This window comes from Acinetobacter sp. CWB-B33, assembly GCF_039655955.1.
Taxonomy (GTDB): domain Bacteria; phylum Pseudomonadota; class Gammaproteobacteria; order Pseudomonadales; family Moraxellaceae; genus Acinetobacter; species Acinetobacter bouvetii.
Genome location: NZ_JAGFEU010000001.1, coordinates 578,937 through 605,203, shown reverse-complemented (window position 1 = coordinate 605,203; position 26,267 = coordinate 578,937). Strand labels below are relative to the sequence as shown.

26 protein-coding genes are annotated in these 26,267 nt (G+C 43.4%); 12 read left to right on the top strand and 14 right to left on the bottom strand.

What is annotated here, in order from left to right; all coding sequences use genetic code 11:
- Positions 1-145 precede the first annotated feature (145 nt).
- The 3 genes from JZ784_RS02865 to JZ784_RS02855 all read left to right on the top strand — a co-directional run bounded on the left by JZ784_RS02865 (position 146) and on the right by JZ784_RS02855 (position 3,503).
- Positions 146-1,459, top strand: coding sequence for a D-alanyl-D-alanine carboxypeptidase PBP6B (locus JZ784_RS02865; protein ID WP_346313727.1), 1,314 nt, complete (start codon positions 146-148; stop codon positions 1,457-1,459).
- Between the two features lie 124 nt (positions 1,460-1,583).
- Complete coding sequence (locus JZ784_RS02860) at positions 1,584-2,885, top strand: NAD(P)/FAD-dependent oxidoreductase (protein WP_346313726.1); 1,302 nt, start codon at positions 1,584-1,586, stop codon at positions 2,883-2,885.
- A 135-nt stretch (positions 2,886-3,020) separates the two neighbouring features.
- Positions 3,021-3,503: a peptidylprolyl isomerase gene (locus JZ784_RS02855; protein WP_005010926.1), complete on the top strand. Its 483-nt coding sequence runs from the start codon at positions 3,021-3,023 to the stop codon at positions 3,501-3,503.
- Between the two features lie 322 nt (positions 3,504-3,825).
- On the opposite strand, the gene JZ784_RS02850 is transcribed toward JZ784_RS02855, so the two are convergent.
- The 4 genes from JZ784_RS02850 to JZ784_RS02835 form a co-directional block, all read right to left on the bottom strand.
- Positions 3,826-4,599: a M48 family metallopeptidase gene (locus JZ784_RS02850; RefSeq protein ID WP_005010932.1), complete on the bottom strand. Its 774-nt coding sequence runs from the start codon at positions 4,597-4,599 to the stop codon at positions 3,826-3,828.
- A gap of 117 nt (positions 4,600-4,716) precedes the next feature.
- Positions 4,717-5,025, bottom strand: a complete 309-nt coding sequence (locus tag JZ784_RS02845) for a hypothetical protein (RefSeq protein ID WP_005010937.1) — start codon at positions 5,023-5,025, stop codon at positions 4,717-4,719.
- A 238-nt stretch (positions 5,026-5,263) separates the two neighbouring features.
- Complete coding sequence (locus JZ784_RS02840) at positions 5,264-6,583, bottom strand: adenylosuccinate synthase (protein WP_346313725.1); 1,320 nt, start codon at positions 6,581-6,583, stop codon at positions 5,264-5,266.
- Between the two features lie 84 nt (positions 6,584-6,667).
- A complete protein-coding gene (locus JZ784_RS02835; protein ID WP_346313724.1) occupies positions 6,668-7,834 on the bottom strand; it encodes an ATP phosphoribosyltransferase regulatory subunit in 1,167 nt (388 codons plus the stop codon).
- Between the two features lie 409 nt (positions 7,835-8,243).
- Here JZ784_RS02835 and JZ784_RS02830 point away from each other — a divergent pair, with 409 nt between their 5' ends.
- Positions 8,244-8,762 carry a hypothetical protein gene (locus JZ784_RS02830; protein ID WP_346313723.1) on the top strand — a complete coding sequence of 173 codons (519 nt, stop codon included), beginning with the start codon at positions 8,244-8,246 and terminating at the stop codon, positions 8,760-8,762.
- Positions 8,763-8,878: 116 nt separating this feature from the next.
- On the opposite strand, the gene JZ784_RS02825 is transcribed toward JZ784_RS02830, so the two are convergent.
- Positions 8,879-9,334, bottom strand: a complete 456-nt coding sequence (locus tag JZ784_RS02825) for an Lrp/AsnC family transcriptional regulator (protein ID WP_346313722.1) — start codon at positions 9,332-9,334, stop codon at positions 8,879-8,881.
- 147 nt (positions 9,335-9,481) lie between these two features.
- Between JZ784_RS02825 and JZ784_RS02820 the strand changes: the two genes are divergently transcribed.
- Positions 9,482-10,228: an AzlC family ABC transporter permease gene (locus JZ784_RS02820; protein WP_346313721.1), complete on the top strand. Its 747-nt coding sequence runs from the start codon at positions 9,482-9,484 to the stop codon at positions 10,226-10,228.
- A complete protein-coding gene (locus tag JZ784_RS02815) occupies positions 10,225-10,524 on the top strand; it encodes an AzlD family protein (RefSeq protein WP_346313720.1) in 300 nt (99 codons plus the stop codon). Before JZ784_RS02820 ends, JZ784_RS02815 begins: the two co-directional genes overlap by 4 nt.
- An 87-nt stretch (positions 10,525-10,611) precedes the next feature.
- On the opposite strand, the gene JZ784_RS02810 is transcribed toward JZ784_RS02815, so the two are convergent.
- Together JZ784_RS02810 and JZ784_RS02805 are read right to left on the bottom strand one after the other, a co-directional pair.
- Positions 10,612-10,911 (bottom strand): hypothetical protein, encoded by a 300-nt coding sequence (locus tag JZ784_RS02810; RefSeq protein WP_005010951.1) that lies wholly within the window; start codon positions 10,909-10,911, stop codon positions 10,612-10,614.
- A gap of 183 nt (positions 10,912-11,094) precedes the next feature.
- Positions 11,095-12,117 carry a type I glyceraldehyde-3-phosphate dehydrogenase gene (locus tag JZ784_RS02805; RefSeq protein WP_346313719.1) on the bottom strand — a complete coding sequence of 341 codons (1,023 nt, stop codon included), beginning with the start codon at positions 12,115-12,117 and terminating at the stop codon, positions 11,095-11,097.
- Between the two features lie 144 nt (positions 12,118-12,261).
- Between JZ784_RS02805 and JZ784_RS02800 the strand changes: the two genes are divergently transcribed.
- The 4 genes from JZ784_RS02800 (at position 12,262) to csrA (ending at position 18,742) form a co-directional block, all read left to right on the top strand.
- Positions 12,262-13,065 (top strand): hypothetical protein, encoded by an 804-nt coding sequence (locus JZ784_RS02800; protein WP_346313718.1) that lies wholly within the window; start codon positions 12,262-12,264, stop codon positions 13,063-13,065.
- An 844-nt stretch (positions 13,066-13,909) separates the two neighbouring features.
- A complete protein-coding gene (gene alaS, locus JZ784_RS02795) occupies positions 13,910-16,603 on the top strand; it encodes an alanine--tRNA ligase (protein ID WP_346313717.1) in 2,694 nt (897 codons plus the stop codon).
- A 359-nt stretch (positions 16,604-16,962) separates the two neighbouring features.
- Positions 16,963-18,243, top strand: a complete 1,281-nt coding sequence (locus tag JZ784_RS02790) for an aspartate kinase (protein ID WP_005010959.1) — start codon at positions 16,963-16,965, stop codon at positions 18,241-18,243.
- Between the two features lie 244 nt (positions 18,244-18,487).
- Positions 18,488-18,742 (top strand): carbon storage regulator CsrA, encoded by a 255-nt coding sequence (gene csrA, locus JZ784_RS02785; protein WP_004989721.1) that lies wholly within the window; start codon positions 18,488-18,490, stop codon positions 18,740-18,742.
- A gap of 83 nt (positions 18,743-18,825) precedes the next feature.
- On the opposite strand, the gene rnhB is transcribed toward csrA, so the two are convergent.
- Both rnhB and JZ784_RS02775 read right to left on the bottom strand, forming a co-directional pair.
- Positions 18,826-19,401: a ribonuclease HII gene (gene rnhB, locus JZ784_RS02780; protein WP_346313716.1), complete on the bottom strand. Its 576-nt coding sequence runs from the start codon at positions 19,399-19,401 to the stop codon at positions 18,826-18,828.
- A gap of 119 nt (positions 19,402-19,520) precedes the next feature.
- Complete coding sequence (locus tag JZ784_RS02775) at positions 19,521-19,904, bottom strand: hypothetical protein (RefSeq protein ID WP_005010963.1); 384 nt, start codon at positions 19,902-19,904, stop codon at positions 19,521-19,523.
- A gap of 213 nt (positions 19,905-20,117) precedes the next feature.
- On the opposite strand from JZ784_RS02775, the gene JZ784_RS02770 reads away from it, so the two are divergent.
- Complete coding sequence (locus JZ784_RS02770; RefSeq protein WP_346313715.1) at positions 20,118-20,672, top strand: cytochrome b; 555 nt, start codon at positions 20,118-20,120, stop codon at positions 20,670-20,672.
- Between the two features lie 46 nt (positions 20,673-20,718).
- On the opposite strand, the gene JZ784_RS02765 is transcribed toward JZ784_RS02770, so the two are convergent.
- The 5 genes from JZ784_RS02765 to yaaA form a co-directional block, all read right to left on the bottom strand.
- A complete protein-coding gene (locus JZ784_RS02765; RefSeq protein WP_346313714.1) occupies positions 20,719-21,069 on the bottom strand; it encodes a hypothetical protein in 351 nt (116 codons plus the stop codon).
- A 70-nt stretch (positions 21,070-21,139) separates the two neighbouring features.
- Entirely contained in the window at positions 21,140-22,141 is a 1,002-nt protein-coding gene (locus tag JZ784_RS02760) for an adenosine deaminase (protein ID WP_346313713.1), read from the bottom strand.
- A gap of 66 nt (positions 22,142-22,207) precedes the next feature.
- Positions 22,208-23,530 carry an NCS2 family permease gene (locus JZ784_RS02755; protein WP_005010972.1) on the bottom strand — a complete coding sequence of 441 codons (1,323 nt, stop codon included), beginning with the start codon at positions 23,528-23,530 and terminating at the stop codon, positions 22,208-22,210.
- 405 nt (positions 23,531-23,935) lie between these two features.
- The gene (locus tag JZ784_RS02750) at positions 23,936-24,124 is read right to left on the bottom strand and encodes a hypothetical protein (RefSeq protein WP_005010974.1); all 189 of its coding nucleotides are present in this window, start codon (positions 24,122-24,124) and stop codon (positions 23,936-23,938) included.
- 385 nt (positions 24,125-24,509) lie between these two features.
- On the bottom strand, positions 24,510-25,289 hold the full coding sequence (yaaA, locus tag JZ784_RS02745; RefSeq protein ID WP_346313712.1) for a peroxide stress protein YaaA: 780 nt from the start codon (positions 25,287-25,289) through the stop codon (positions 24,510-24,512).
- Between the two features lie 123 nt (positions 25,290-25,412).
- Between yaaA and JZ784_RS02740 the strand changes: the two genes are divergently transcribed.
- On the top strand, positions 25,413-26,045 hold the full coding sequence (locus JZ784_RS02740; protein WP_346313711.1) for a hydrolase: 633 nt from the start codon (positions 25,413-25,415) through the stop codon (positions 26,043-26,045).
- The last annotated feature ends 222 nt before the right edge of the window (positions 26,046-26,267 follow it).

Sequence of the window (26,267 nt, the reverse complement as noted above, 5' to 3'; positions counted from 1 at the left end):
GGCAATAAGCTTAACATTTTTTGACACAACGGTGCGCAACAGTCTTAATTGTCTACAATTAAGACTAGTCAGCGGAAAAAAAAAGGCATAGCATTCCTTAAATTTTTTGTATTTTCGGCCTACGGAAAGGCTATAAGGAATCTCATTGAAACGCGTAATTTACTTCATCGTGGCGCTATGCGCTTTATGCTCCACGGTAGCAAATGCTGCACTGCTGAACATCAATCCAGAAACGGTAGAAGCTGAAGCTTGGACTATTCTAGATCCGCAATCAGGACAAGTGATTGCTGAACATAATAGCCATGTACAGCGCGCTCCTGCCTCTTTAACCAAAATGATGGTGGCCTATATTGCCCTGAAAGAAATCAAAGCGGGCCATTTGAATAAAAATGAAGTTCTGACGGCGACCCCAGTAGTCAATGTGGTTCAGTGGGATGAATCGCAAATGTATTTAAAGCAAGGCGAGCAAATTACGGTTGATCACCTGTTGGCAGGCCTAGTGGTCATGTCCGCCAATGATGCGGCGGTCACTCTGGCAGAGAAAATTTCCGGCGGGCTTCCGCAATTTATTGAGCGCATGAATAAAGAAGCCAAAGCGCTCGGCATGAATGACACCCACTTTCAAAATCCGGCGGGCATTACTATGCCGGAGCACTATTCTTCCGCAGCAGACCTCGCGCGTTTAGGCCGCGCCTTAGTGCAGGAAACGCCAGACTATCTCAACTATTCCAAACAAACCAGCTTCAGCTATAACAATCATTTTCATAAAGCGACCAATATCCTGCTGAAGCAAGACCCAACAGTCGATGGAATGAAAACCGGCTTTACCAAAGCGGCTGGCTATAACCTGGCCTTAACCGCCAACCGCCCTTCAGGCTTGCATAATGTGCCTGACCGCCGTTTAATTGTAGTGGTTATGGGCACTAAAAGCGGGCTGAAGCGCGCTGAAGTAGCCCATAAGCTGATGAACCTTGCTTATGTCTATACCCGCAATGAAGTTGCCATTAAAGACAAACAGCTGATTGCCGAATTGCCAGTCATTAAGTCCACTTTAAAAATGTTTAAAGTGGAAACCAAAAAGCCGCAAATCATTACCACGTCATTATTTGACCCTGCGCTGACCATTGATATGAACACCTTTGATCAGCCGCATCAGCGCATCATGCTGGATACCGGCAATGGCTTATTGCAAGGCATTGAACCGCTGCAGCAAACTCAAACGCATATGAATATCGAAGTGAATGAAAAATTGCTCACGGCGCCTTTGGCTCAAGTGATGAAATTAGTCACCGTAAATGTGTATCAAAACAACCAGCTGATCAACACCATTGATATTGAAGATGACGTAAATATTGATGAAGCCAATGTTTTCGAACGTTTCCTATTTTGGCTTAAAAGTGTTTTCGGTATTTTCTCATCAGATTCAGGCGCTGTAAAAACCTACCCATTGCAGCAATAATCGGCCTGCAGAATTCTTATCGGTGAGATAATGTAACTTGTAAGACAATTCAAAAAACACCCGCAAAAAGAAGATGGCATACTCCTGCCATCTTCTTTTTTTTACAATAAAAATAGGCATTTCAATGAATCCTGAAAAGAATAGCAATCTGCACCGGATTGTCATTGTCGGCGGCGGCGCTGGCGGTCTGGAGTTGGCCACACAGTTAGGCGGCAGTCTTGGAAAATCAGGCAAGGCGCATATTACTTTGGTTGACATGAAACTCACCCATGTCTGGAAGCCGCTGCTGCATGAAATTGCAGCCGGCACCATGAATATCAATGAAGAAGCCACCAATTATTATGCCCATGCCGCCAAACATTCTTATGAGTTTGTTTTAGGCTGCTTGGAAAACATCATTCCTGCAGAAAAGCGCATAGTCCTGAACCGGGCACCCTTGGGAAAATACAGCAGTTCAGACGAAAATTTGATGCTGCATTACGATACCCTTATTTTAGCTGTAGGTTCTGTGTCCAATGATTTTGGCACAGCCGGCGTATCCGAGCATTGCCATTATTTAGACAGCCTGCAGCAGGCTGAAATCTTCCAGCAGGATCTGCTGCGTCTGTATTTGGATGCGCAAAACAGCAATGAACCCCGCCAGCTGAACATCGGCATTATTGGCGCTGGCGCGACTGGCGTAGAGCTTTCTGCCGCGCTGACAGAAGCCAAGCATAATTTTTATAAATTCGGGCTCAATAAAATCTTGCCCCAGAATGTGCAAATCACCTTAATTGAAGGCGCTGACAGAATTTTGCCCGCCTTGCCCGAAAAACTGGCGGATCATGCATATAAGCAGCTGGACCGCATGAAAATTGATGTGCTGACCTCTAAGCGCGTCGCAAAAGTAGATGCTGACAAAATTTACTTTGATGACGGCAGCAGCATTCATGCAGAACTCAAGGTCTGGGCTGCAGGCATTAAAGCCCCGCCAGTCATTGCCAGCCTGCCAGGCTTTGCCAAAGACCGTATGGGCCGCATAGACGTCTATGCTACCCTGCAGACCAAGGCAGACCCGAATATTTTTGCCTTTGGGGATTGTGCGCATTGCCAGCCGCGGGCCGACGAGCCTGTACTTGGCCCGCGGGCGCAGGTTGCAAGCCAGCAGGCGTCTTTTTTGGCAGAAGCCTTAAAAGCCCGCCTGAACGGTCAACCGCTGCCCATGTTTAATTTTTCAGATAAAGGCTCTTTAGTTTCACTCAGTAAAAATAAAGCCGTCGGTGAATTATTAGGCCAGGTTAATGTGCAGGGCTTTATCGCAAAATCCATGTATGTGTCTTTATACCGCATGCATCAAGCCGCCATTTACGGCTATGCGCATGCAGGCTTACTGACCGCCAAAGATTTTGTGAACAGAAAAATCTCGCCAAAAATAAAAATGCATTGAAATTTTAATATTCACCCCGATTAATGAAAAAACCATCATCTGAATAGTAAAAGTGCAATTTTTTAGTAAATTTAGTCTACAAAAAAGCAATTTCACTTTATGATGTACCCTTAAAAAATTGAATGGATCAATAACATGACTGCTATTGCAAATAACCTTGTGGTTTCTTTCCACTACACATTGACTAATGCTGAAGGTGAAACACTTGACCAATCTCAAGGTGAACCACTTGCCTATTTGCACGGCGCTGGCAACATCATCCCTGGCCTAGAAAAAGCATTATTAGGCAAAACAGTTGGTGAAAAATTTACTGTAACTGTTCCTGCTGCTGAAGGTTATGGCGAATACAACCCAGACCTAGTACAAGAAGTTCCAGCTCAAATGTTCCAAGGCGTTGACAATATTCAAGCTGGCATGCAATTCCAAGCTCAAACTGACGACGGCGTTCAAATCGTAACTGTTAAAGCAGTTGAAGGCGACAATGTTGTTGTAGATGCAAACTTCCCGCTTGCTGGCCAAGACCTGACTTTTGCCGTTGAAATCATTGAAATCCGTGAACCTTCTCAAGAAGAATTAGATCACGGTCACGTACACGGTGCCGGCGGCCACCACCACTAAGATCTTATGATCTGACGTGCAAAAGGCAAAGTTTTTACTTTGCCTTTTTTATTGCTGATACATGGCAAATGATATTCCGCACCCAGCGCAGTTTCGGCTATTCATCCGGCTTTAGATCATTTCATACAGCTGAATCGGGATGAATGACTTCAAATCCTGCTTAGCTAGCATGCAAGCACCAAGGCACACATCATCATCTGAATAAACATCAATCTTAAAACAGCGCCTCCGTTTAACTTGAAAATTAGATCACATAAAAAAACAGAGCCTATACTCTGCTTTTTATTGGAATTTATATCCTGCGCATACGCTTTAAATTTTTTTATCTGCGTTGGTTGTAAATCTGCTGCGCAGCCGGCAGGTTTTTACGCATGGCATCAATCCGTTGGCTATTTGACGGGTGAGTCGACAGGAACGATGAACCGCCAGCGCCTTCAAGCTTATTCATTTTTTCCCACAGCGTAATTGCAGCCTGAGGATTATAGCCTGCCCGCGCCATCAGCATTAAGCCGCCCTGATCCGCTCGGCTTTCCAAACTGCGTGAATAGGGCAAGCCAATCCCAATTTGGCTGCCCAATTGCGCTGCCGCTGTTCCTGTCTGACCTACACCCGCTGCACTTAAGCCAATGCCCAGCGCCAAATCTGTCAGCGCCTGCGCGCCAACTTTATTCTTCGAATGCTCTTCAAGGGCATGCACCATTTCATGGCCCATCACCGCGGCAATTTCAGCATCTGTCAGATTCAACTTCGTGACAATCCCTGTATAAAATACAACTTTACCGCCTGGCGCCACATAAGCATTGACTTGCGGCGATTTCAGCACCGCAAGCTGCCAGTCAAATTTAGTCCCGGTTTGGTTCATTTGATCGGCATAAGGCTTAAGGCGGGTAAACACACTGTAAATACGCTTATAAGTCGCAGATGAGGTGTCTAAAGTATTGCTGTTGCGCGCTTCAGTGACCGTTTTATTAAAACCTTGAGTCGCTGCCGCATTCAGTGTTGCGGTATCCGCGCCAGCCATATCGGCCACAGTTGTACAGCCAGAAATTGTTACAGCACCTGCTGCACATAAGCTCATCAATATTTTTTTATTCATTATTCAGGACTCCAAACCCGCAATCTAAACAGCATGAATTATAGCAATTATATTCTTCAAATTTAGGAGGTTGAATGAAGTTAAAGCACATTATGATAGGATTTATGTAAAATATGTTCATCCAATAAACTGAATATAAAGCCAATAGAGCAAACAGCAGGCATTCAAAAATAGATACAGCTTGCACAGCGGCTCGACCTTTGTCTCAAGTGTTTCACTTTTACGTTTAAAAAATAGAAATGCATTTTGAATCAATATAATTGGCACTAAAATACAGGCAATCATGGCCGATAATCCAACGAAAGCTGTATAAATAATTTCAGGATTTGAGGTTTGCGCCCGAATAATCATCATCGCAATTGTGGGCGCACCGCCCATGGCAAACAGCAAAGAATAAAAGATGGTTCCTGATATGTACTTCTGCATCCTGCAGCGCCTGAAATATGAAGTGAAATGCATTTTAGCAACTCTGCTGACGCTGTACAGCACACTGAACTGCAACTTTAGTATCGGCTAATCCAAACTCAGATTTTATTCAGAGACTGAGGCTTCGCAGAAACGGCTTTACAGATTTGATCAGATTCGGCTTAGGCATTCCATTGCTGTTTACAGCTGTAAAAAAGCCCCGCTTTTGCGGGGCTTTTTTTGCATCATATTCTAAGCATTAAGCCTGGAACGGGTGACGCAGAATCATCGTTTCTTCACGGTCTGGACCTGTAGAAATGATGTCGATTGGACATTCAATCAGCTGCTCGATACGCTTAATGTAGTTGATCGCATTTTGAGGCAATTGATCTAAAGATTTTGCACCAAAAGTTGACTCAGACCAGCCTGGCATCGTTTCGTAGATTGGCTTTAAAGTTTCAAATGCAAGCGCATCAGAAGAACCCACACAGCCCGAATCTGCAGCTTCATAACCCACACAGATTTTCACTTCTTCTAAACCGTCAAGAACGTCAAGTTTAGTTAAGCAAATGCCTGAAAGCGAGTTGACATCTACAGAACGGCGCAGGATTTCAGCATCAAACCAGCCGCAGCGGCGCTGACGGCCAGTAGACGCGCCAAATTCTGAACCGATTGTACCCAAGTGTTTACCAATCGCATCGCCAATATCATTGGCAGCATCGTAAACAAGTTCAGTTGGGAATGGTCCAGCGCCGACACGGGTGGTGTACGCTTTGGTAATACCCAAAACATAATCCAAATGCAACGGGCCAAGGCCTGAACCTGAGCTTACGCCGCCAGCAGTAGTGTTTGAAGAAGTTACATACGGGTATGTACCATGGTCGACGTCAAGAAGTGAACCTTGCGCGCCTTCAAACATAATGTTGTCGCCGTTTTTACGGTAGTTGTGAAGCTCTGTTGTTACATCAATAACCAGCGGAGCAACGACTTTACGCCATTCATCACACAGCGCAATCACGTCATCAACATTCACGGCGTCAACGCCGAAGAATTGAGTCAATTGGAAGTTATGGTATTCAAGCAATTCTTCAAGCTGCGCCTTAAGATGCTCACCGCCGCGCACCAAGTCAGCAACACGGATTGCACGGCGTGCAACTTTGTCTTCATACGCTGGGCCAATACCGCGGCCGGTGGTGCCAATTTTTGCATTGCCGCGCTTAATTTCACGCGCCTGGTCTAACGCAATGTGGTGCGGAAGAATCAATGGGCAGTTTGGAGAAATACGCAGACGCTCACGAACTGGCACACCTTCTTTTTCAAGAATGTCCATTTCTTTAATCAGCGCTTCCGGTGAAAGTACAACACCATTACCAATTAAGCACAGTACGTTTTCACGCAAGATGCCAGATGGAATGAGGTGTAATACAGTTTTCTTACCACCAACTACGAGAGTATGGCCAGCGTTGTGACCGCCTTGATAGCGAACAACCGCAGCCGCTTGATCTGTGAGCAGGTCGACGATCTTGCCTTTGCCTTCGTCGCCCCATTGGGTACCAAGTACCACAACATTCTTGCCCATAATAGCCTCATTACATCATGCTGTTAAAATTGAGAGTAAAGCTGAATGACATGAACATTCAGCCTTGCCATTAAACTGTTTCGATTAAACCGCTTCGACTTTCCACTCGCCTGCAACATTCACCAATTGATGCGTTGCATTTGGAACTGATTTTAAATCATCGTTCCCAAGTAACTGAAGTACACTTAAGCCTTGTGCGCGGACGTCCGCAATTGCGTCAAGCAATGCCTTGTCTGTGCCTTTAGGCGCAACAACTTTTTGAATCTGCTTAAATTGACCTGCACATAATGCATAAAGGTCACAAGAGAAGCCGGTTGCCGGACGCGCGCGTCCAAAGTGCTGGCCAATCCCGTCATAACGTCCGCCTTGAGCCAGCGGCGCTGCACGGTTTGGCGCATATACGGCATACATTAAACCAGTGTGATAGTGATATGAACGAAGTTCTACAACATCTATACCAATATGCAGTGCTGGCCAGCGCGCCTGAATTTCTGACTGGGTTTGCTTAACAGCATCAAATGCCTGCTTAAACTCAGGATTTTCAAAAATCTCAGCGCTTAAATATGTCTGCAGCGCATCTAAATCGCTTGCATAACGGCCCAAATTATAAAAATCTGCACCGAATTTTAATTCTTGAGTAAATTCAGCCAGTTCAGGCAATGCTTTGCGCTGATATAAATCAGAAAGCTGACGCTCAACTGCTTTCGATAAGCCTGCATGCGCCACTAGGCTGCGGAATAATCCGACATGGCCTAAATCCAGATGAATGCCATCAGCCAAACCAGCTGTTTGAAGCAAGCTCAGCATCACATCGACCATTTCAACGTCGGCATCAATGCTGTCTGAACCAAATAATTCTGCACCCAGCTGCAGCGGCGCGCGTGTGGTATTAAAACCCTGTGGTTTAGTGTGTAAAACCGTGCCAGCGTAGCAATAACGCGCTACGCCTTCGACTGGATGTACATGCGCATCGATACGGGCCACTTGCGGTGTCATATCGGCACGCACACCAAGCAACCGGCCAGACAGCTGGTCAATCACTTTAAAAGTGGCTAAGTCTAAATCTTGATTCGATTCGGAGAGAGAAGAAAGAGATTCGATGTATTCGATAAATGGCGTGTACACCAGCTGATAACCTCGAGTTGCGAGGAAATCCAATGCTTCACGGCGCAAAGCTTCAATCACTTGCGCTTGTTCTGGTAATACATCAGCTACACCATCAGGTAATAACCATGTCTCTGAAATGGGCATGTTGTAAACCTAAATACTTGTCAGCGCGGAAATAATCCGCATAAAAAAATCGGGAACACACCCGATTTCTCATAGTGTAGCACGTTCAATTTAGCCATGCATCAGACAATTCAGGAAAATTTCATTTATCGTGTTAAAGCCGTACAGGCAGGCTTTGAGCAGCAGCCTTATTTGTACAGGCAGACAGCAGCTCCAAATTTAAACACGTAGAAAAAAGTGACGCTCCGCCCCATAGTATTTATTGATTAAATTTATTTAAAACATAATTTAATCCTTAAATTTCAATTATAAAAAGAATGGTTCAGGCCGATAATTCATCTATACTTTTGTTCAATTCAGCATCAACAATAAGTCCAGCTGAACATTCATTCAATGCTTTGATTACGCAATTTCACTTTGGGGAAAAGTTATGGAATTACACAGCAACTTGTATTACAGGCATGCAGATGCTCAAATAATGTCAAAATTAGACCGTTTATTTGAAGAGCACCGCGGTGATTCAGATAAATTTATCGCCCTCGCCTGTGACATTAATCCCGAAAATGGCGCTGAGCTGGCCAGAGAAATTTTAGATACTGTGGATAACATTGAATTTGATTTGGGGCCAGAACTACTGTACCCGATCGAAGGCTATTCAATTGCGCATTTTGTGCATGGCTCATCAGGCGATGAATTTATTGAAGCGATTTTATTTTTTCTAAAGGCGCTGGCTCCGTCTATCCACGCTCAGGCTTGGGGATGCGGTGATGATGATCCTTGGGAATTTTGGTTCAAATTTGAGGGCGATGAACTGCTCCGTGAAGATGATGAGCCATTCAATGATCCGGAAGAAGACGAAGAAATTAAAGCCAATATTTATACTTGGTGGCATGCCGGCCTGCCTCAGCAAATCAAAGAAGGCTTTTTAAACGAAAACGTTGAGCAGTAAAAGCTTTGAACACCTGAAAACCCGCAGCTTGAGGCGGCGATTACGCCTCTCAGGCGGCAGAGAGCAATACACAAAATCTGAGCATCATTTGCGCTCTAAAAAATACTTCCGCATCGTTACAGAATAGGCAATGCGGTAGTCTGCTTGATTTTCTGCAGCGGAATTTCAGTCTTCACATTTTGAATACTGGAAATTTTATTCAAGCGCTGAATTTGAAACTGGCGGTAGGCATCCAAATCCGCCACCATAATTCTCAGGAAAAAATCACAGTCTCCTGCCATCAGCTGGCATTCCACCACCTCATCCATAGACTGAATAGCCTCTACGAAGGCATTGACCGTTTTCTCATCCTGTCCTTTTAGCCAGATGCGGGCGAATACAGTCAGCCCTAAATTAATCTTCTGCGGATTCAGCAGCGCCACATATTTTTCGATAATGCCGTCATCTTCCAGCTGTTTGACACGGCGCAAGCATGGCGATGGTGAAAGCCCCACTTTCTGAGCCAAATCGACATTCTGCAGCCTGCCATTGCGCTGAACTTCCCAAAGAATCCGCTTATCAATAAGATCCATCTTAAACCCCAGCAGTTCATGCTAATTTTTTATACATTTGAAGCATATTATGCCAAAAGTGAATGCATATAAATTAAATTCAGCGCCAAATGCTGCAGTGAAGCTTTTACAATGTTTTTCTTTGTAATTAAAAGATTGGAAAGCCTCATGTTGACCTTTCGGACTGCCGCAGCTGATACCCCAACCTCAGAAAAGCTTGCAGAATTCAAACGCGGTCTGAAAACTTCCATTCCCCTGCTGCTCGGCATTATTCCTTTTGCCTTGGTGCTTGGCGCGCAAGCCACTCAAAAAGGCTTATCATTTGCGGAAGTTTCATTGCTGACTGGCTTAAACTTTGCTGGCGGTTCTGAGTTTGCCATTTTGGAAGTATGGACTAATCCGCCAAATATTATCATGCTGATTTTTATTACTTTCCTTGTGAACAGCCGGCACTTGTTAATGGGTGCAAGCCTGGCGCCCTATTTACGGCATTTGCCAAACCGCACAGCATTTTCCGCCCTGTTTTTTATGTGCGATGAGAGCTGGGCTTTAAGTTTAGCTGACGCGCAAAAGAAACAGCACTATTTAGGCGCGCAGCGCGCATTCAGCATGCTGTTCTACGCAGGCCTTTGTTTTGCGCTTTACCTCATGTGGATTGGCTTCACCACACTCGGCGCAATAATTGGCCCCGTGCTGGGAGATGTCAGCCGTTTCGGTTTTGATATGGCCTTTCCTGCTGTCTTTTTGGTGCTGCTGCGCGGCATGTGGAAAGGCATGCGCGCTGCCCGCCCATGGCTAGTCAGCTTAGTGGCCGCAGCATTGGCTTACTTATATTTGCCTTCCGGCTGGCACGTGCCTATCGGCGCGGTTTGCGGAATTATCTCTGCTGTATTCTTAACAGGAGATGAAGCATGATTCACGCATCAACAGTCATCGCGATTTTATTTATCGCCTTCACCACTTATCTGACCCGCGTCCTTGGCTATGTTTTGCTGAAGCATAAAACATTAAGCAAGAAACAGCGCCAGATTCTAGAGGTTGTGCCCGGCTGCGTGCTGATTTCTGTGATTGCGCCTTATTTTGTAAAAGACAACCCTGCAGACCTGATCGCAATTGTCATTACCCTGCTGGCTGCATCGCGTTTTTCATTATTACCAACCGTGGCCATCAGCATGGCATCCGCTGCATGTTTACGGCTGGTGCTGGTTTGACCCCACAGCTGCGCAAAAAATAAAGCCTCCCATGTTCATCACAGAGAGGCTTTTGTAAAAATAGGACTATGCTTTCACGCTTAACTCTCAATCTTTAGGCGCCATGACTTTCGCCAGCAAATTCACCAGCTCTGCATTTTGCAGCTCAACCTGCTGCAGCTTTTGCGATGTTTGATCCATCGTCTCCTGCTGCACATGCATCTTTTTCGCTAAATCCTGCATAATTTCTAAGGTTTTCTTCAAATTCGCTTCTAAATGGACGATTTTTTCTTCCAAGTGCAAGCTTGCTTGAACTTCAGCATTGTCATCTTGATTTTTAAACTGCAGCCATATCAGAAAGATCACTGCCATCGACAGTAAAAAAATAAATCCCCACAATAGAATCATCAGCTTTGCTCTTTTTAATCATTCATTTGTTTCATCTTACCTAATTTTTTAAAGGTTTTTTTCAGAAAAAACAGTTATTTCATTACTTTTACGATCAATGATGCAATTCCAGCGATCAAAACAAGGCGATTTCACTTTCAGTCAGAACAATCCAGCGCCTTTAGGCGCTTTAAACTGATAGCGTCACGTAAAAGATTCGCAAAGATCCAGCAGGCGGTTGGCATAGCCCCACTCATTGTCATACCAGGCAAAAACTTTGGCTTGCCGCCCGACAGTCATGGTTTGACTTAAATCGACAATTAAAGAATACGGCGAATGGTTAAAATCGCTGGAGACCAGCGGTTCATCCGTCACCGACATAATTGCAGCGTAATCATGCGCGGCAGATTTCACCAAAACCTCATTCAAGCGATGCTGAGTAATAGGCGACTGTGCGATAAACGTCAGATCAATCGCTGCCACATTAATGGTAGGCACTCGAATAGAAAAACCATCGATGCGGTCTTCCATTTTTGGCATTACACGTTTTAAAGCACCTAAAGCAGAAGATGTAGTTGGAATGATGTTTTGCCCTGACGCGCGCGCGCGGCGCAGATCCCGGTGCGCATGGTCTAAAACCGACTGATCCGCGGTTACCGCATGAATTTCAGTCATCAGAGCAGATTCTATGCCAAAAGCATCATCAATAATTTTCACCAAAGGCACTAAGGCTTGAGTCGTGCAGGACACACTGGAAATAATCTGATCGTGCGCTTTGACATCATGATGATTCACGCCGTACACAATGGCGGCATCCACACTGTCAAAAGGCGCCGCGCCAATGATCACGCGTTTCGCCCCAGCATGAATATGCTGAGTGGCCGCTTCTCGCGAACGGAATAATCCCGTGCACTCTAAAACCACATCAACATTCAAGGCCTGCCATGGCAGTAAAACCGGCTCTGCACTGCGCAATACCTGAACCCGCAGTGCAGACTCACCGGCCCGTATGCTTAGAAATTGCTTGCCATTTTCGGTTTCTATTTGCACTTCGCCATGAAACCGGCCATGGGTTGAATCGTATTTAAACAGATGCAATAAAGTTTCGATGTCCGCAACATCGTTAATGGCAATAATTTCAAAATGAAATTGTTTAGGATTTTCAAACCAAGCTCTGAGAACATTGCGCCCAATTCGCCCAAATCCGTTAATTGCCACACGTTGCATCATTATTCCTTACAATTGAAACAAGGGTTTTCACGCTTATGTTATCGGATTTCTTAGCTTTTACGGAGAATATTTGTCAAAATTAGCGAGAAATATTTACATTAAAAATAAATGCCATATATCCAATCCTTTGTGAAAAATAAAATGAATCCATTTAAGCAAATTTCGAAATTATTTTTATGTCTTTTCGCCTTCTATAGTGCTGAACTATTAGCCACACCGCTTTATTCCTCTTGTGCGCCAGAACAGACAGCTAAACTGATTCAAGAGCTAAAACTACTTACAAGCAAGACATTGAAATCTGATGAACTGCAAGAGCGTTCAGATTGTATTTATCTCGATGCCAACAGCTTGCTTATTGCAACTGCAAATCTCATCCCAAATAAAGAAAATATTTATCAGATTCAGCTTTACCTGCTTAACCCAAATCACAAAAAAATCTTGTTCAAATATATACATCCACAAATGATTTCTGAGGAAAATGGCAGATTTTCATCGATTAAATTTGATCGTGTTCCCTACTCTAGTTTACCAAAGGAAAATGTGGTTGGCCTCAATACCCATCATTTGAACAATGGCTACTTTAGCTATGACTTGGATAAATTCAATTTATTTCGCGTTCAATCTAATCCAAATTCTCAAAAATACCATATTCAATGGGTGCTTAGAGATATCCAGACCAACATCCAAACCAATTGGCGTCCTGCATATGGCTGTGAAAATGGAACAAATGACGATATTAAAAGTATTTTCATTCTCCAAAATAGTCAAAGCCATCAACTGCAAGATATTCTTTTAAAACAAATTAAGAAATCAGAAGATACTGATGAAAAATGTAAAATGATGCACTCCAAGAAAGCTGAACAACAACTTTTAAAATTTAATGGGGAATATTATCAACTCAATAAAAAACAACTGTTAACATCAGAAGATATCAGAGATGAATAAATCAAATTTATGAAAAAATCTATTTAAAGTCTTCCCCCTTAGGTCTCCTTTATTTTCTTTAACCGTTAGTGCCGCTCCATACCTGAGCCTAAATACAAATCAAAAACTGCCCGCCATTAGTAACTCTATATAGTTAAAAGAAGACGTTTCGGATTATTATTTAAAATTGTTTTTCATTGATGTTCATCTTTATAAAATTATGAAAAGCTATAAAGAATCGTTCAGCACAGCTTCCGAAGCCTCACACTTTGAAATATACGGTTTGATATCACCCCTTTTCACTTTCAAATCAACGAAAACTGGCGGGTCTTCGATATCAACATGGACATTATCCAAAAGACATGTGATACATTTAAACCCACATATCACAAATGGCTTACAAGATATGATATCAACGGGATACAAACCTCGACTGATTTTTGATGATCTAAATCAGGACAACATTGAACCTAAAGCAAAAATTTCAAAAGAGACACACGCCTTCAAGTCTAATACTCAACAATATCAAGTTGATGCAAAAAAGCTTTTCATGCTCCATGAATAAAATACAGAGCTGAAAAATAAAATAACAATGACCATGCATACTCAAATTTAAGGGGCAAAATTACATTTTCCATAAATCACAATTTTTGTAGTTTGATGGCTTTTGAATCTTTTAGATTAACCAGTGCAACGAATTATAAAAAATAATAATTCACCTTAAAATCATTGGTGCATACAGCATTTTCCGTTATAATTTGTCGTTTTAAAATTTTAAGCCAGCATATCAAGTTAGCTTGAATCAATAAGTAAGACTCGCTTGTTATGCTATCCGCCAAATACAAAATTGAGGAGTGACTTGGTTGTGAGTACTCGTTTTATGACAACTGCTGAAATACGTGAAGCATTTTTGCGCTACTTTGAATCGCAAGGACATACACGTGTCGCGTCAAGTTCACTTGTACCTGCCAATGACCCTACTCTGCTATTCACTAACGCAGGGATGAACCAATTCAAAGACTGCTTCCTCGGTCTTGAAAAACGTGACTATGTCCGTGCAACAACATCACAAAAATGTGTACGTGCAGGCGGCAAACACAACGACTTAGACAACGTCGGTTACACAGCACGTCACCATACATTCTTTGAAATGCTGGGCAACTTCTCTTTTGGCGATTATTTCAAACATGATGCCATCCGTTTTGCTTGGGATTTCCTAACTGGTGAAGAATGGTTAGCGTTGCCTAAAGATAAACTCTATGCCACTGTTTATCACACCGATGACGAAGCATTTGACATCTGGAACAAAGAAATTGGTCTGGATGCAAGCCGCATTATCCGCATTGGCGACAACAAAGGCGGCCAATACGCATCAGACAACTTCTGGGCAATGGGCGATACAGGCCCTTGCGGTCCATGTTCTGAAATCTTCTTTGACCATGGCGACCACATTTGGGGCGGCTTACCGGGTACTCCTGAAGAAGACGGCGACCGTTTCATTGAAATCTGGAACAACGTATTCATGCAGTTCAACCGCACTGCAGATGGCGTATTGCATAATCTTCCTGCACCTTCTGTCGATACAGGCATGGGCTTGGAACGTATTTCTGCAGTTTTGCAGCACGTCAACTCGAACTACGAAATTGATTTATTCCAACACTTATTAAAATCTGCGGCTGAAATCATCGGTGTAAATACTGCTGAAGCTGAAGCAGCGGCCAAAGAATCAGGCAAACCTGTTGAATACCCAGCTTCACTGAAAGTGGTTGCTGATCATGCGCGTTCTTGCTGCTTCCTGATTGCAGATGGCGTGAACCCTTCTAATGAAGGCCGTGGCTATGTATTGCGCCGCATTATCCGCCGCGCAGTGCGTCACGGCAACAAACTTGGCGCAACAGGCGCATTCTTCTACAAAATGCTGCAGCCGCTGATTGACGTAATGGGTCAGGCTTATCCTGAACTTGAAGCGCAAAAAGCTCGTATCGAAGCGCAATTGCTGAAAGAAGAAGAACAGTTTGCAAAAACACTTGAGCAAGGCTTGAAATTGCTTGAAGGCGAATTGGCAAATCTTAAAGGTTCTGTCATTCCAGGTGAAGTCGTATTTAAACTTTACGACACGTATGGTTTCCCTGCTGACTTAACGGCTGATATTGCGCGTGAACGCGATTTAACCATTGATGAAGCTGGCTTTGACGTTGAAATGGCGGCTCAGCGTCAACGTGCGCGTGATGCCGGCAAGTTTGCAATTGATTACAACTCAATTGTTAAAGTTGAAGGCGAAACTCAATTTGATGGCTATGAAGCAACGCAAGGCCAAGGTCAAATCATTGCAATCTATAAAGATCGCGAGCCAGTTGACGAAGTCGTTGAAGGCGATGAAGCGCTGATCGTATTGAACCAGACCCCTTTCTATGCGGAAAGCGGCGGTCAAATCGGCGATACAGGGATCTTCAAAAATGATACTGGTATTTTTGAAGTTCAAGATACCAAAAAATCTGGGGGCGCATTTGTCCACCAAGGCATCGTGACCATGGGCAGCTTAAAAGCAGCTCAAAATGTTGAAGCGATCGTCAAAGCTGATCTTCGTGACGCAACTGCACGCAATCACTCTGCAACACATTTACTGCACGCTGCTTTACGTCAAGTTTTAGGCGAGCATGTGCAGCAAAAAGGTTCATTGGTTGCGTCAGAAGTTTTACGTTTCGACTTTGCCAATGACCAACCTGTTTCATTTGAGCAATTGCAAGAAATTGAACGTATTGTCAATGCTGAAGTGATTGCCAATACTGCTGTTTCGACTGAACTTTTAAACATTGAAGCGGCCAAAGAGAAAGGCGCAATGATGTTGTTTGGCGAAAAGTATGGCGATGAAGTCCGTGTGCTTGCGATGGGTACAACAAAGGATGAGAAAAACTTCTCAATCGAACTGTGTGGTGGTATCCATGTGAAACGTACCGGTGATATTGGTTTATTCAAAATCACTTCTGAAGGCGGTGTGGCTGCCGGCGTCCGCCGTATCGAAGCGGTAACAGGCACGAAAGCGCTTGAAGCGGTTCAAAAAGTTGATGCGGATATCGTCCACATCAATGATTTGCTCAAAGCGCAGAAAGACCAAACTGTTGAGAAAGTTGAAGCCACTGTTGAAACAGCGCATCAATTGCAAAAGCAAATTGAGCAGTTGAATCAAAAACTGGCGAACTTCCAAGCGTCTGAACTGATGAATCAAGTTCAGGAAATTGCTGGCCGCCAAACACTGATTGCCGCAGTGCAAGGACAAGATGCGAAATCACTTCGCCATCTGCATGACAGTGTTAAATCTAAATTAGACCATGCTGTGATTGTACTGGCAGGTGTTGAGGGCGACAAAGTCAGCCTGATCGCTTCTGTTGCGAAAGACTTCACTTCAGCAGTAAAAGCGGGCGACATTATCAAGCATTTAGCCACTGAGTTGGGCGGCAAAGGCGGCGGTAAACCTGATCTCGCTCAAGGCGGCGCGCCACTCAATGAGAAGTTTGAATCCGTTATAGCCGATTTAACCGCTTGGCTTGCACAGAAATAAGCCGCAAGTATTTCAGGTAAAAGCTGGCCATGCTGTTGGCTTTTACCTTCCCCAGTTCAGCTTATAAGATGCCGTGTTAAGCCACGCGGTTTGGAACAGCATCGCTTAAGCGGATAAAGCAAGCGTCAGACGCTGCAAATGATATTTATGCTGAAATCACACAATGACAGCCGCTGAATAATCAAGATGGAACCTGATGACTGTTTTGTGCAGTATCAGGCGTAAAGTATCCCGATAAATTGCAATTGCAGATTGCAATTTAGGAGCTGCGTGGTATTTTGGGGCTGCTCACTGCAGTGAGCTCCAAATATGTGTAAGTGCTTTAAGTCTTTAGACTTATTTACTTGGTAAGGATAGTTATGGCATTAATCGTTCAAAAATATGGCGGTACTTCGATGGGTACTCCCGAGCGCATTTTAAATGTAGCTCGTCGTGTAAAGCGCTGGCATGATCATGGTCACAAAGTGGTTGTGGTAGTTTCAGCAATGAGTGGAGAAACCAACCGCTTATTGGCTTTAGCGAAAGCCATTACCGAAACCCCTGATCCTCGTGAACTAGACCAAATGGTGTCTACGGGTGAACAGGTAACGATTTCAATGTTAGCAATGGCGCTCAATTCAATTGGTGTTGAAGCTAAGTCACTTACAGGCCGCCAAGTTGGGATTAAAACCGACAGCGCATTTACCAAAGCACGTATTGAATCGATTGATACCGATGTGATGTCGGGGCATTTAGATGCAGGCCGTGTGATCGTGGTTGCTGGTTTCCAAGGTTTTGACGCTGAAGGAAACATCACAACTTTAGGCCGCGGCGGTTCTGATACTTCAGGTGTTGCGCTTGCAGCAGCGCTGAAAGCAGATGAATGCCAGATCTATACTGATGTAGACGGTGTATATACCACTGACCCGCGTGTTGCGCCTAAAGCGAAAAAAGTGGATCGCATTTCTTTTGAAGAAATGCTTGAAATGGCATCTCTTGGTTCTAAAGTTCTTCAAATTCGTTCAGTTGAATTTGCAGGCAAATACCAAGTGCCTTTACGCGTATTGTCAAGTTTTGATAATGACAATGATGGCGCATTCGACGAAAACTTTAAACAAAACGTCGGAACACTAATCACCACTGAAGCGGAAGATAATATGGAACAGCCAATTATTTCAGGTATCGCGTTTAACCGTGACGAAGCAAAATTAACCATTTTAGGTGTGCCTGATGTTCCTGGTATTGCCTCTAAAATCTTATCGCCTATCGGCGCTGCAAACATTGAAGTGGATATGATTATCCAAAATGTTGAAGAAGATGGTACAACTGATTTCACCTTTACAGTGAACCGCGGTGACTTTAAAAAAGCCAAAGCAATTTTAGAAGCGACTGCTCAAGCAATTGGCGCGCGTGAAGTTGCAGCACGTGACGACATTGTAAAAGTATCTATCGTAGGCGTAGGCATGCGCTCTCATGCAGGCGTTGCAAGTAAAATGTTTACTGCTCTTGCTGACGAAGGCATCAACATTTTAATGATCTCAACATCTGAAATTAAAATTTCAGTCATCATTGAAGAAAATTACCTGGAACTTGCAGTGCGCGCATTGCACACAGCATTTGGCCTTGACCGTGAACACGGCGAATCAAGTGCACGTGCGTAATAAATGTATCAACAATTGTCATTGTTAGACAGTATTTGAAAAACATTACAAATAAACTAGAGCCACTATAGTTTTTCTTATAGTGGCTCTGTTATATTAAGCCTGAGGATTTTTAGAAACTTTATTAGAATTAAATCTGTAACAACGATGGTTACTGTTATCTGGTGAATTTTCTTTGCTTTTTCAGGTTATGTTTTTACATTCTAGATCAATTGCAGGTTTAGCGTTTTGCAAGGAGATAAACATGCTGATTCTGACTCGACGTGTCGGAGAAACATTGATGATTGGGGACCAGGTCAGCGTGACTGTGCTTGGGGTTAAAGGCAATCAAGTGCGTATTGGCGTAAATGCTCCAAAAGAAGTATCCGTTCATCGTGAAGAAATTTACCAACGTATTCAACATGAACGAGCTATGCACGAGCATCTTCAACATCTCGATCAAGATTATCAGCCTTCTTTTGAAGATGATAATTTTTCACAGAACAACTTCAATCGCTAATATTGACGTTGTTCTGTGAAAATAAAGCGGCTACCTAGCCGCTTTAAACTTTTTAAGCATCTCAATTTTTTACTTTCCTGCTTTTATTTCCCGCCCTGCTCAATCACTTTGCGCACTGGCCCAAAACTTCGGCGATGTTCAGCAATCACGCCATATTGCGCAATTGCTTCAAAATGAGCTTTGGTCGGATACCCCTTATGCTTGGCAAAACCGTATTGCGGATATTTTGCATCCAGTTCCACCATTTCACGGTCACGGGTCACTTTTGCCAAAATACTGGCTGCTGAAATCTCAGGATGCAGCGCATCACCGCCCACTACCGCATCACAGCTCATGCTTAAGCCTTGGGGCACTTTATTGCCATCTACCAGCAAATGTTCCGGCTGAACCGAAAGCTTCTCTACAGCACGGCGCATCGCCAGCAGTGATGCCTGCAAAATATTGTATTCATCAATTTCAGCCGCAGAACATTCTGCAATTGCCCAAGCTAAAGCCTTTTCCTGAATTTCAATAAATAACTTTTCCCGTTTTTTTTCACTGAGCTTTTTTGAATCGTTCAGTCCTTCAATCGGATTATTCGGATCCAATATTACAGCAGCAGCTACCACCGAACCCACCAAAGGCCCGCGTCCCGCTTCATCAGCACCTGCAATTTTCATCATTACTACCTTTTTTTAATATCATAAAAATAGGCTGAACCGGTCAGCCTATTTTCAAACTGCTATTTCATTTCAGCCATATTGAAAGCATCATTCGAATAGCGGCAAATCACTCATGCTTAGCTAACAGCTTCCTGCACACACGCATTAATTGTTTTAGACACAACATTGCTGACGATTGTAGCACGCGCATTCGGATCAAGCGCAGCCGTTGCCAAATCAACAGCCGTGACGCTTTGTGGCGCTTTTTCACTGACACAGCCGCAAATCTCGGATTGAATATTTTGCTTTTGTGTTGAAGTCATCACTTTAGTGGCAGTTTGCCATGCTGGAAGCGTATTCAATTCAGTTGTGCATTTTGCGTTAATTGCAATTTTGATCGCAGCCATTCCCAGCTGCTGTGTCGCAGTCTGCGCGCCAGTTGAAGTCGTCGATGTGCCGGTTGCTGTACAAGCCGAAAGAACGATTGCGAGTGGCGCCATAACAGCAAGAAGTTTTTTCACTGCGTTTCCTTATCATGTTTATAAAATTCAGCAGCGCTATTTTGCCCAAAGTTGAAATTTTAAGAAATAGCTGCAATACAAATACACGGCAGATGTATATTAATAAAACATTATTGAGCGTTGCAGATTTTCAACGCTATGTTCCTAAATTTCACTTTCTTCCCGCTCAGATATAAAATAGGATCTATCAACCTCAAATAGCTTGATGCCAAAATGAAAAATACAACTGGATACTACACGCGCACAGCACAGCTGCTGCATTGGCTTATGGCGATTATTTTTATCGCCGCATGGCTCATTGGATTTTACAGCGGCAATTTTTTAAGCTATGAAACAGATGGCAGCTTTAAAGGGGAAGTGATTACCCTGCATAAAAATATTGCAACCACCATCATCTTTTTAGTAGTCATCCGGATTTTCTGGCGCTACACCCACCCCGCGCCGGAGCTGCCTGCAAGCATGTCGCCGCTGATGAAAAAATTGGCGCATTTGGGCCATTTAGCGCTTTATTTAGTATTACTTGCACTGCCGATTACCGGCTGTCTGTTCAGCTGGAGCGCAGGCCACCCCGCCCCTGTACTGTATTTATTTGATATTCCGCGCTTAGTGCAGGAAGACCCGGATATCCTGGCGATTGTTAAACCGCTGCATATTTATATCTCATGGGCTGCTGGCCTGCTGCTTGCGGGTCACATACTGGCAGCGTTAAAGCATCACTTTATTGATAAAGACAACGTCTTAAGAAGCATGATCCGCCAAGGCAAATAAACCGCAATTTCACCCTAACACCTAGTAAAAACGCCTTCAGGCGCTTTTACTTTTTCTGCTGTATGACACAGCTTTTTACCGTATTCAGCACAGCTGTTTTAATCAGCTGATTTTTAGCCTCAGCGCTTACTGCGGCATGCGCCAATTCTGAGGCCGGCACATCATTCAGCGCATTGGCACTGACACAGCTGCAGACATCCTGTTCAAATTGCCGCTTATTGCCTGCTGTCATTAAAAACGTAGACGCTTTCCATAAGTTAGAATCTTTCAATTCTAAAGCGCATTGATGTTCAATCACGGGATTCAGCATTTTCTGCATTGCAGACTGGCTGGCTTCTGCACTGTAAAAATAGAGCATGCTGCAGAAAAATACAGATGCTTTGGCACATACATTCATTTTTGATGTCGATTCAATTTACTTGATTAAAAAAAAGGGCAGCCGATGCTGCCCTCTATTCGCTCAGCGCTTAGTGCAAGTTTTCAATCTGCAGCTTCCATTTCTGCTTTTCTTCAGCAGAAATAAATGAAGCTTCAAATGAATTAATTGCCAGCTGCTTCAACTCCTCATTGCTTAAATCCAGCGCTTGAGCAATCGCTATGAAATTGTCATTCATATAGCCGCCAAAATACGATGGATCATCTGAATTGACCGTAACATGCACGCCCTGCTGCAGCAAACGGCGGATGTTATGCTCTGCCATATCGTTGACCACACACAGCTTTAAGTTGCTGAGCGGACAGACCGTTAACGGCATTTTTTCAGCGATCAGGCGCTGCATCAGTTCCGGATCTTCTTCCGAACGCACACCGTGATCAATGCGGTTTACTTTCAGCAAATCCAGCGCTTCCCAGACATATTCCGCTGGCCCTTCTTCGCCCGCATGCGCAACAATCAGAAAGCCCTGCTCACGCGCTTTGGCAAAGACACGTTCAAATTTTGCCGGCGGATGCCCCATTTCACTGGAGTCCAAACCTACGCCAATAATTTGATCTTTGAACGGCAGCGCCTGCTCCAGCGTTTCAAAAGCAGCCTCTTCACTTAAATGGCGCAGGAAGCACATGATTAAATGCGATGTAATGCCCAATTTCGCTTTTGCGTCATCACAGGCGCGCTGCAGGCCATTTATCACTGTTTCAAATGCGATACCGCGGTCGGTATGTGTTTGCGGATCAAAGAACATTTCTGTGTGAACCACATTGTCTTCTGCGCATTTTTCGAAATACGCCCAAGCCAAATCGTAAAAATCCTGCTCATGAATGAGCACATTCGCGCCTGCATAATAAATGTCTAAAAAAGACTGTAAATTATGAAAGTTATACGCCTGCTTTACTTCTTCTACAGATTGATAAGGGATTGCAATTTGGTTGCGCTGCGCAATTTCAAACATTAACTCGGGTTCAAAAGTCCCTTCAATATGCACATGCAGCTCTGCTTTAGGCAAAGCGCGAATCAGCTCAAGTTGATCCATCTCTTATCCTCATAAAAATAAAAAAGGGTGTAAACTGAGTTTACACCCTTTGACTTGCCTAGCGAATTAACCACCAAACATCGCAAATTTCAATGCCCAAAGCGCAGCAATAATCCATACCATATACGGTACAGTTTTCGCTTTGCCAGTAAACAATTTAATTAATGCATAGCTGATGAAACCCATCGCAATGCCGTCTGCAATTGAATAGGTAAACGGCATAAAGACAATGGTTAAGAATGCTGGAACTGCTTCCGTAATTTCATCCCATTCAATATGCACAATCCCCTGAATCATCAGTACGCCAACAAACAGAAGCGCTGGCGCTGTGGCAAAGCCAGGCACCGATTGCGCTAATGGCGCTAAAAATAAGCACAGGACAAACAGGATAGCGACAACGACAGCAGTCAATCCTGTACGGCCGCCTGCAGCAACACCGGCAGAAGATTCAATATATGGCGTTGTAGATGATGTGCCTAATGCAGCGCCGGCAACAATTGCTGTCGAATCAGCAAATAAGGCTTTTTTCAAACGCGGCAGTTTGCCATCTTTCAACAGGCCTGCACGGTGTGACACGCCAACCAATGTCCCTGTTGAGTCAAATAAATCGACCAAAAAGAATACAAAGATGACGCCTATCAGACTCGCTTCAAACAAGCCCGAAAAATCCATTTGCATGAACGTTGGCGCAATTGAAGGAATTTCACCGACTACGCCTTGGAACTGGTTGTAGCCTAAAGCAGTAGAAATCGCTGTAATCACCAATATACTGATAATAATTGAACCGCGGACTTTAAACTGATGCATGATCACAATTAATAAAAAGCCCAGCAGCGCTAACATTGCAGGAGGCTGACCCAGGTCGCCCAAGCCCACCAAAGTTGCATCATTTTTGACAATAATGCCTGCATTTTTCAATGCAACCAGCGCAAGGAACAAGCCAATACCGCCGCCGATCGCCAGTTTCAGCGACATAGGAATTGCATTGACAATTGCTTCTCGGATTTTAAACATGCTGATGGCAATAAAAATTAAGCCTGACACAAAGACTGCTGCCAAAGCCGTTTGCCAAGGCACACCCATGCCTAAACACACTGAATAAGTAAAGTAGGCATTCAAGCCCATACCCGGCGCAAGCGCAATAGGATAGTTTGCAACCAGCCCCATTACCAAACAGCCGATGGCTGCTGCAAGACAAGTTGCAACAAAGACAGCGCCATGATCCATGCCTGTTTCAGACAAAATCATTGGATTCACAATAATGATGTAACACATCGTAAGGAATGTCGTTACACCTGCTAATACCTCTGTTCTAAAGCTGGTTTTGTTTTCACTCAGCTTGAACAGGCGTTCAAGTATATTTTCTGAAGATGGATTAGGAGTCGTCATGACCTAGCCCCTATTGAGTAAACTTTATGCCCTAAGCACTCCACAAAATTAATCACAATTGAAATATCATTAATTTTGTGGATGTTCTAGCAATCTGTATGCCAGCATTTTCATACTGCAAGAAAAAAATATTTATGCAATCAACCAATTAAGCGATATATTGCAAACAGCTAAACGGTCATCAACAAAAAAGCTGCATAGTCTTATGCAGCTTCATTTACCTGAATTAAATCAGAAGCTTAAAAAGCAATAAACCGATCTAATTTTACATGCCGCAAATTATAACACATTGATTTTTATTGTTTCTAAATTTTATTGTGCTGATAAATTTATTATATTTAAGATATTGGTTTTATTTAAAAGAAATTCGATTTTCTAAAAAAGTTAAGCTTTTTATCCTGCTGGCTATTTTTCTGCAGTTTGAGCAGGATTAAGCGCAAAAGAGCTGTCCATCTCTTCCACGTTTTGAGTCTGATTGACTTCATTCATCAGCTCATTCAGTTCCTGCTGCCTCTTGACCTCTGTATCTTTATAGACCACAAATCCCAAGATGCACACGAGCATAATAAAAAATGGAATGATAAGACTTTTCATAACTGGCTTTTATTGTTTACTTAACTTTTTATTATAATAACAAAACTAAAACACAAAGTGTGATTCAAATCACGTTTCATTTGATTAATTTACTATTTTTATCTTATTTATCAGAAAATTTATAATTTATTTTAAAAATAAACTTACTTATAGTTACTGGCTAAATAAAAAATAGCCATCAGCTTCAGGCAATATGCGATTTTTAATACAGCCGAAATGAAGCACATACATTTCCTTATTGCTGAGCATGCGGCACACCATTTAGCAATGCGTGTTCCCGGTAAAATGTATTGCTGAAAATATGATTCAGGACTATTCATACTTTGCCTGGCACTTTATCGCATGAGCCAATAAAGCGCCATTCAGGCAAAACTAAATTAAGGCTTTAAGCCGCCTGCTCATCACGCTTAAACACCAATTCGCTTTGGGATGAGCTATCTGCATCAAAATAGTATCCTCCCGTATTAAATGACTTTAAATCTTCAGCCCGTTCAATTTTATGTTCAAGCATATAGCGCGCCATTAGACCGCGGGCTTTTTTGGCATAAAAACTGATGACTTTATATTTGCCATTTTTCTGATCCAAGAACACAGGCTTGATAATCTGAGCTTGAATCCCGCTTTCCTTGACCGACTTGTAATACTCATCTGAAGCGATGTTTAGCAGAAGCTCAGAACCGGCTTCCTCCAAGTCCTTATTAATCATTTTCGTGATGTGATCGCCCCAAAATTCATAAAGATTATGGCCGCGCGGGTTTTGCAGTTTCGTTCCCATTTCCAAGCGGTACGGCATCATTAAATCTAAGGGGCGCAATAGCCCATACAGTCCCGAAAGCATGCGCAAATGCTTTTGCGCATAATCGATTTGCTGATCATTCAGGCTATACGCATCTAAACCGGTATACACATCACCTTTGAATGCAAACAGCGCCTGCCGAGCATTAGAAAAATTCAGGTCGGACTGCCAATCCCGAAAGCGCGCTGCGTTTAAAGTCGCGATTTTCTCACTCACACTCATCAAATTGGCGATATCTGAAGCGGAAAGCTTACGACTTACGTCGATAAGCGCTTGTGAATGATCCAGCAATCTTGGTAATGTATTTTGATCTGTAGGCAATGCAGTTTCATAATCCAAGGTTTTGGCAGGAGAAATTAAAGCGAGCATAAATAACTTGATTAAAATTTAAGTAAACAAACTATAACAGTAGACTTATTTTATTTCCAATCTGTGTTTTTACTGAGCATTATCGGTAGAATAGTATATTCTCCCGCCATTTAATCTCTCCTTATGTCTGAACAGATTTTCCTTCAAGGCACAGCCGGCCAAATTGAAGTTTTTGTAGATTATCCACAGGGTGAAGTGAAAGGATTCGCGGTAGTTACCCACCCCCACCCGCTGCAAGGCGGCACGCCGCAGCACAAAGTCCCTGTACTTTTAGCGCAAATGTTTTTAGAACGCGGCTGTATTGTATACCGCCCTAGTTTTCGCGGTTCTGGTCAAAGTGCCGGTATACATGACGACGGCAACGGTGAAACCCAAGACACCATGGATGTCATTCAATACGCGCGCAGCCAGCATGCCGATTTGCCGTTTTATGCAGGCGGCTTCAGTTTTGGCGCAAATGTCATGACCAAATGCTATGCCCTGCTTCCTGCTGACTTACAGCCCGTGCAAACGATTTTATGCGGTTTACCGACCACAACAGTCGCAGGTGTCCGCCACTATGTAACACCGCATATTAAAGGTGACATTTTATTTATTCATGGCGAAGCCGATGATGTAACTCTGCTGTCCGACTTAATTCAATGGGCTAAACCGCAGCGCCATTTAATTACAGTTTTACCTGGCGCAAATCACTTCTTTACAGGCTATTTAAAGCAACTGCGCATTGCAATTAGCCGTTTTTTAATTGTAAGTTGATTCTTTTAATCTCTTAATAAAAAAGCCATGAAGATCATGGCTTTTTTATGCATCGCGTTTTATATTTCAGCCGGATTCACGCATCACCAGCAGGTTTTCAGACAAAATAAAATACTGGGAAAATCCGTCCCCAATTGCTAAAAATTAAGCATTATTGCAATTCATATAATAAACTAATAAAAATACAATCAACTACTTAGCCAATATTGGCTTTTAGACTTT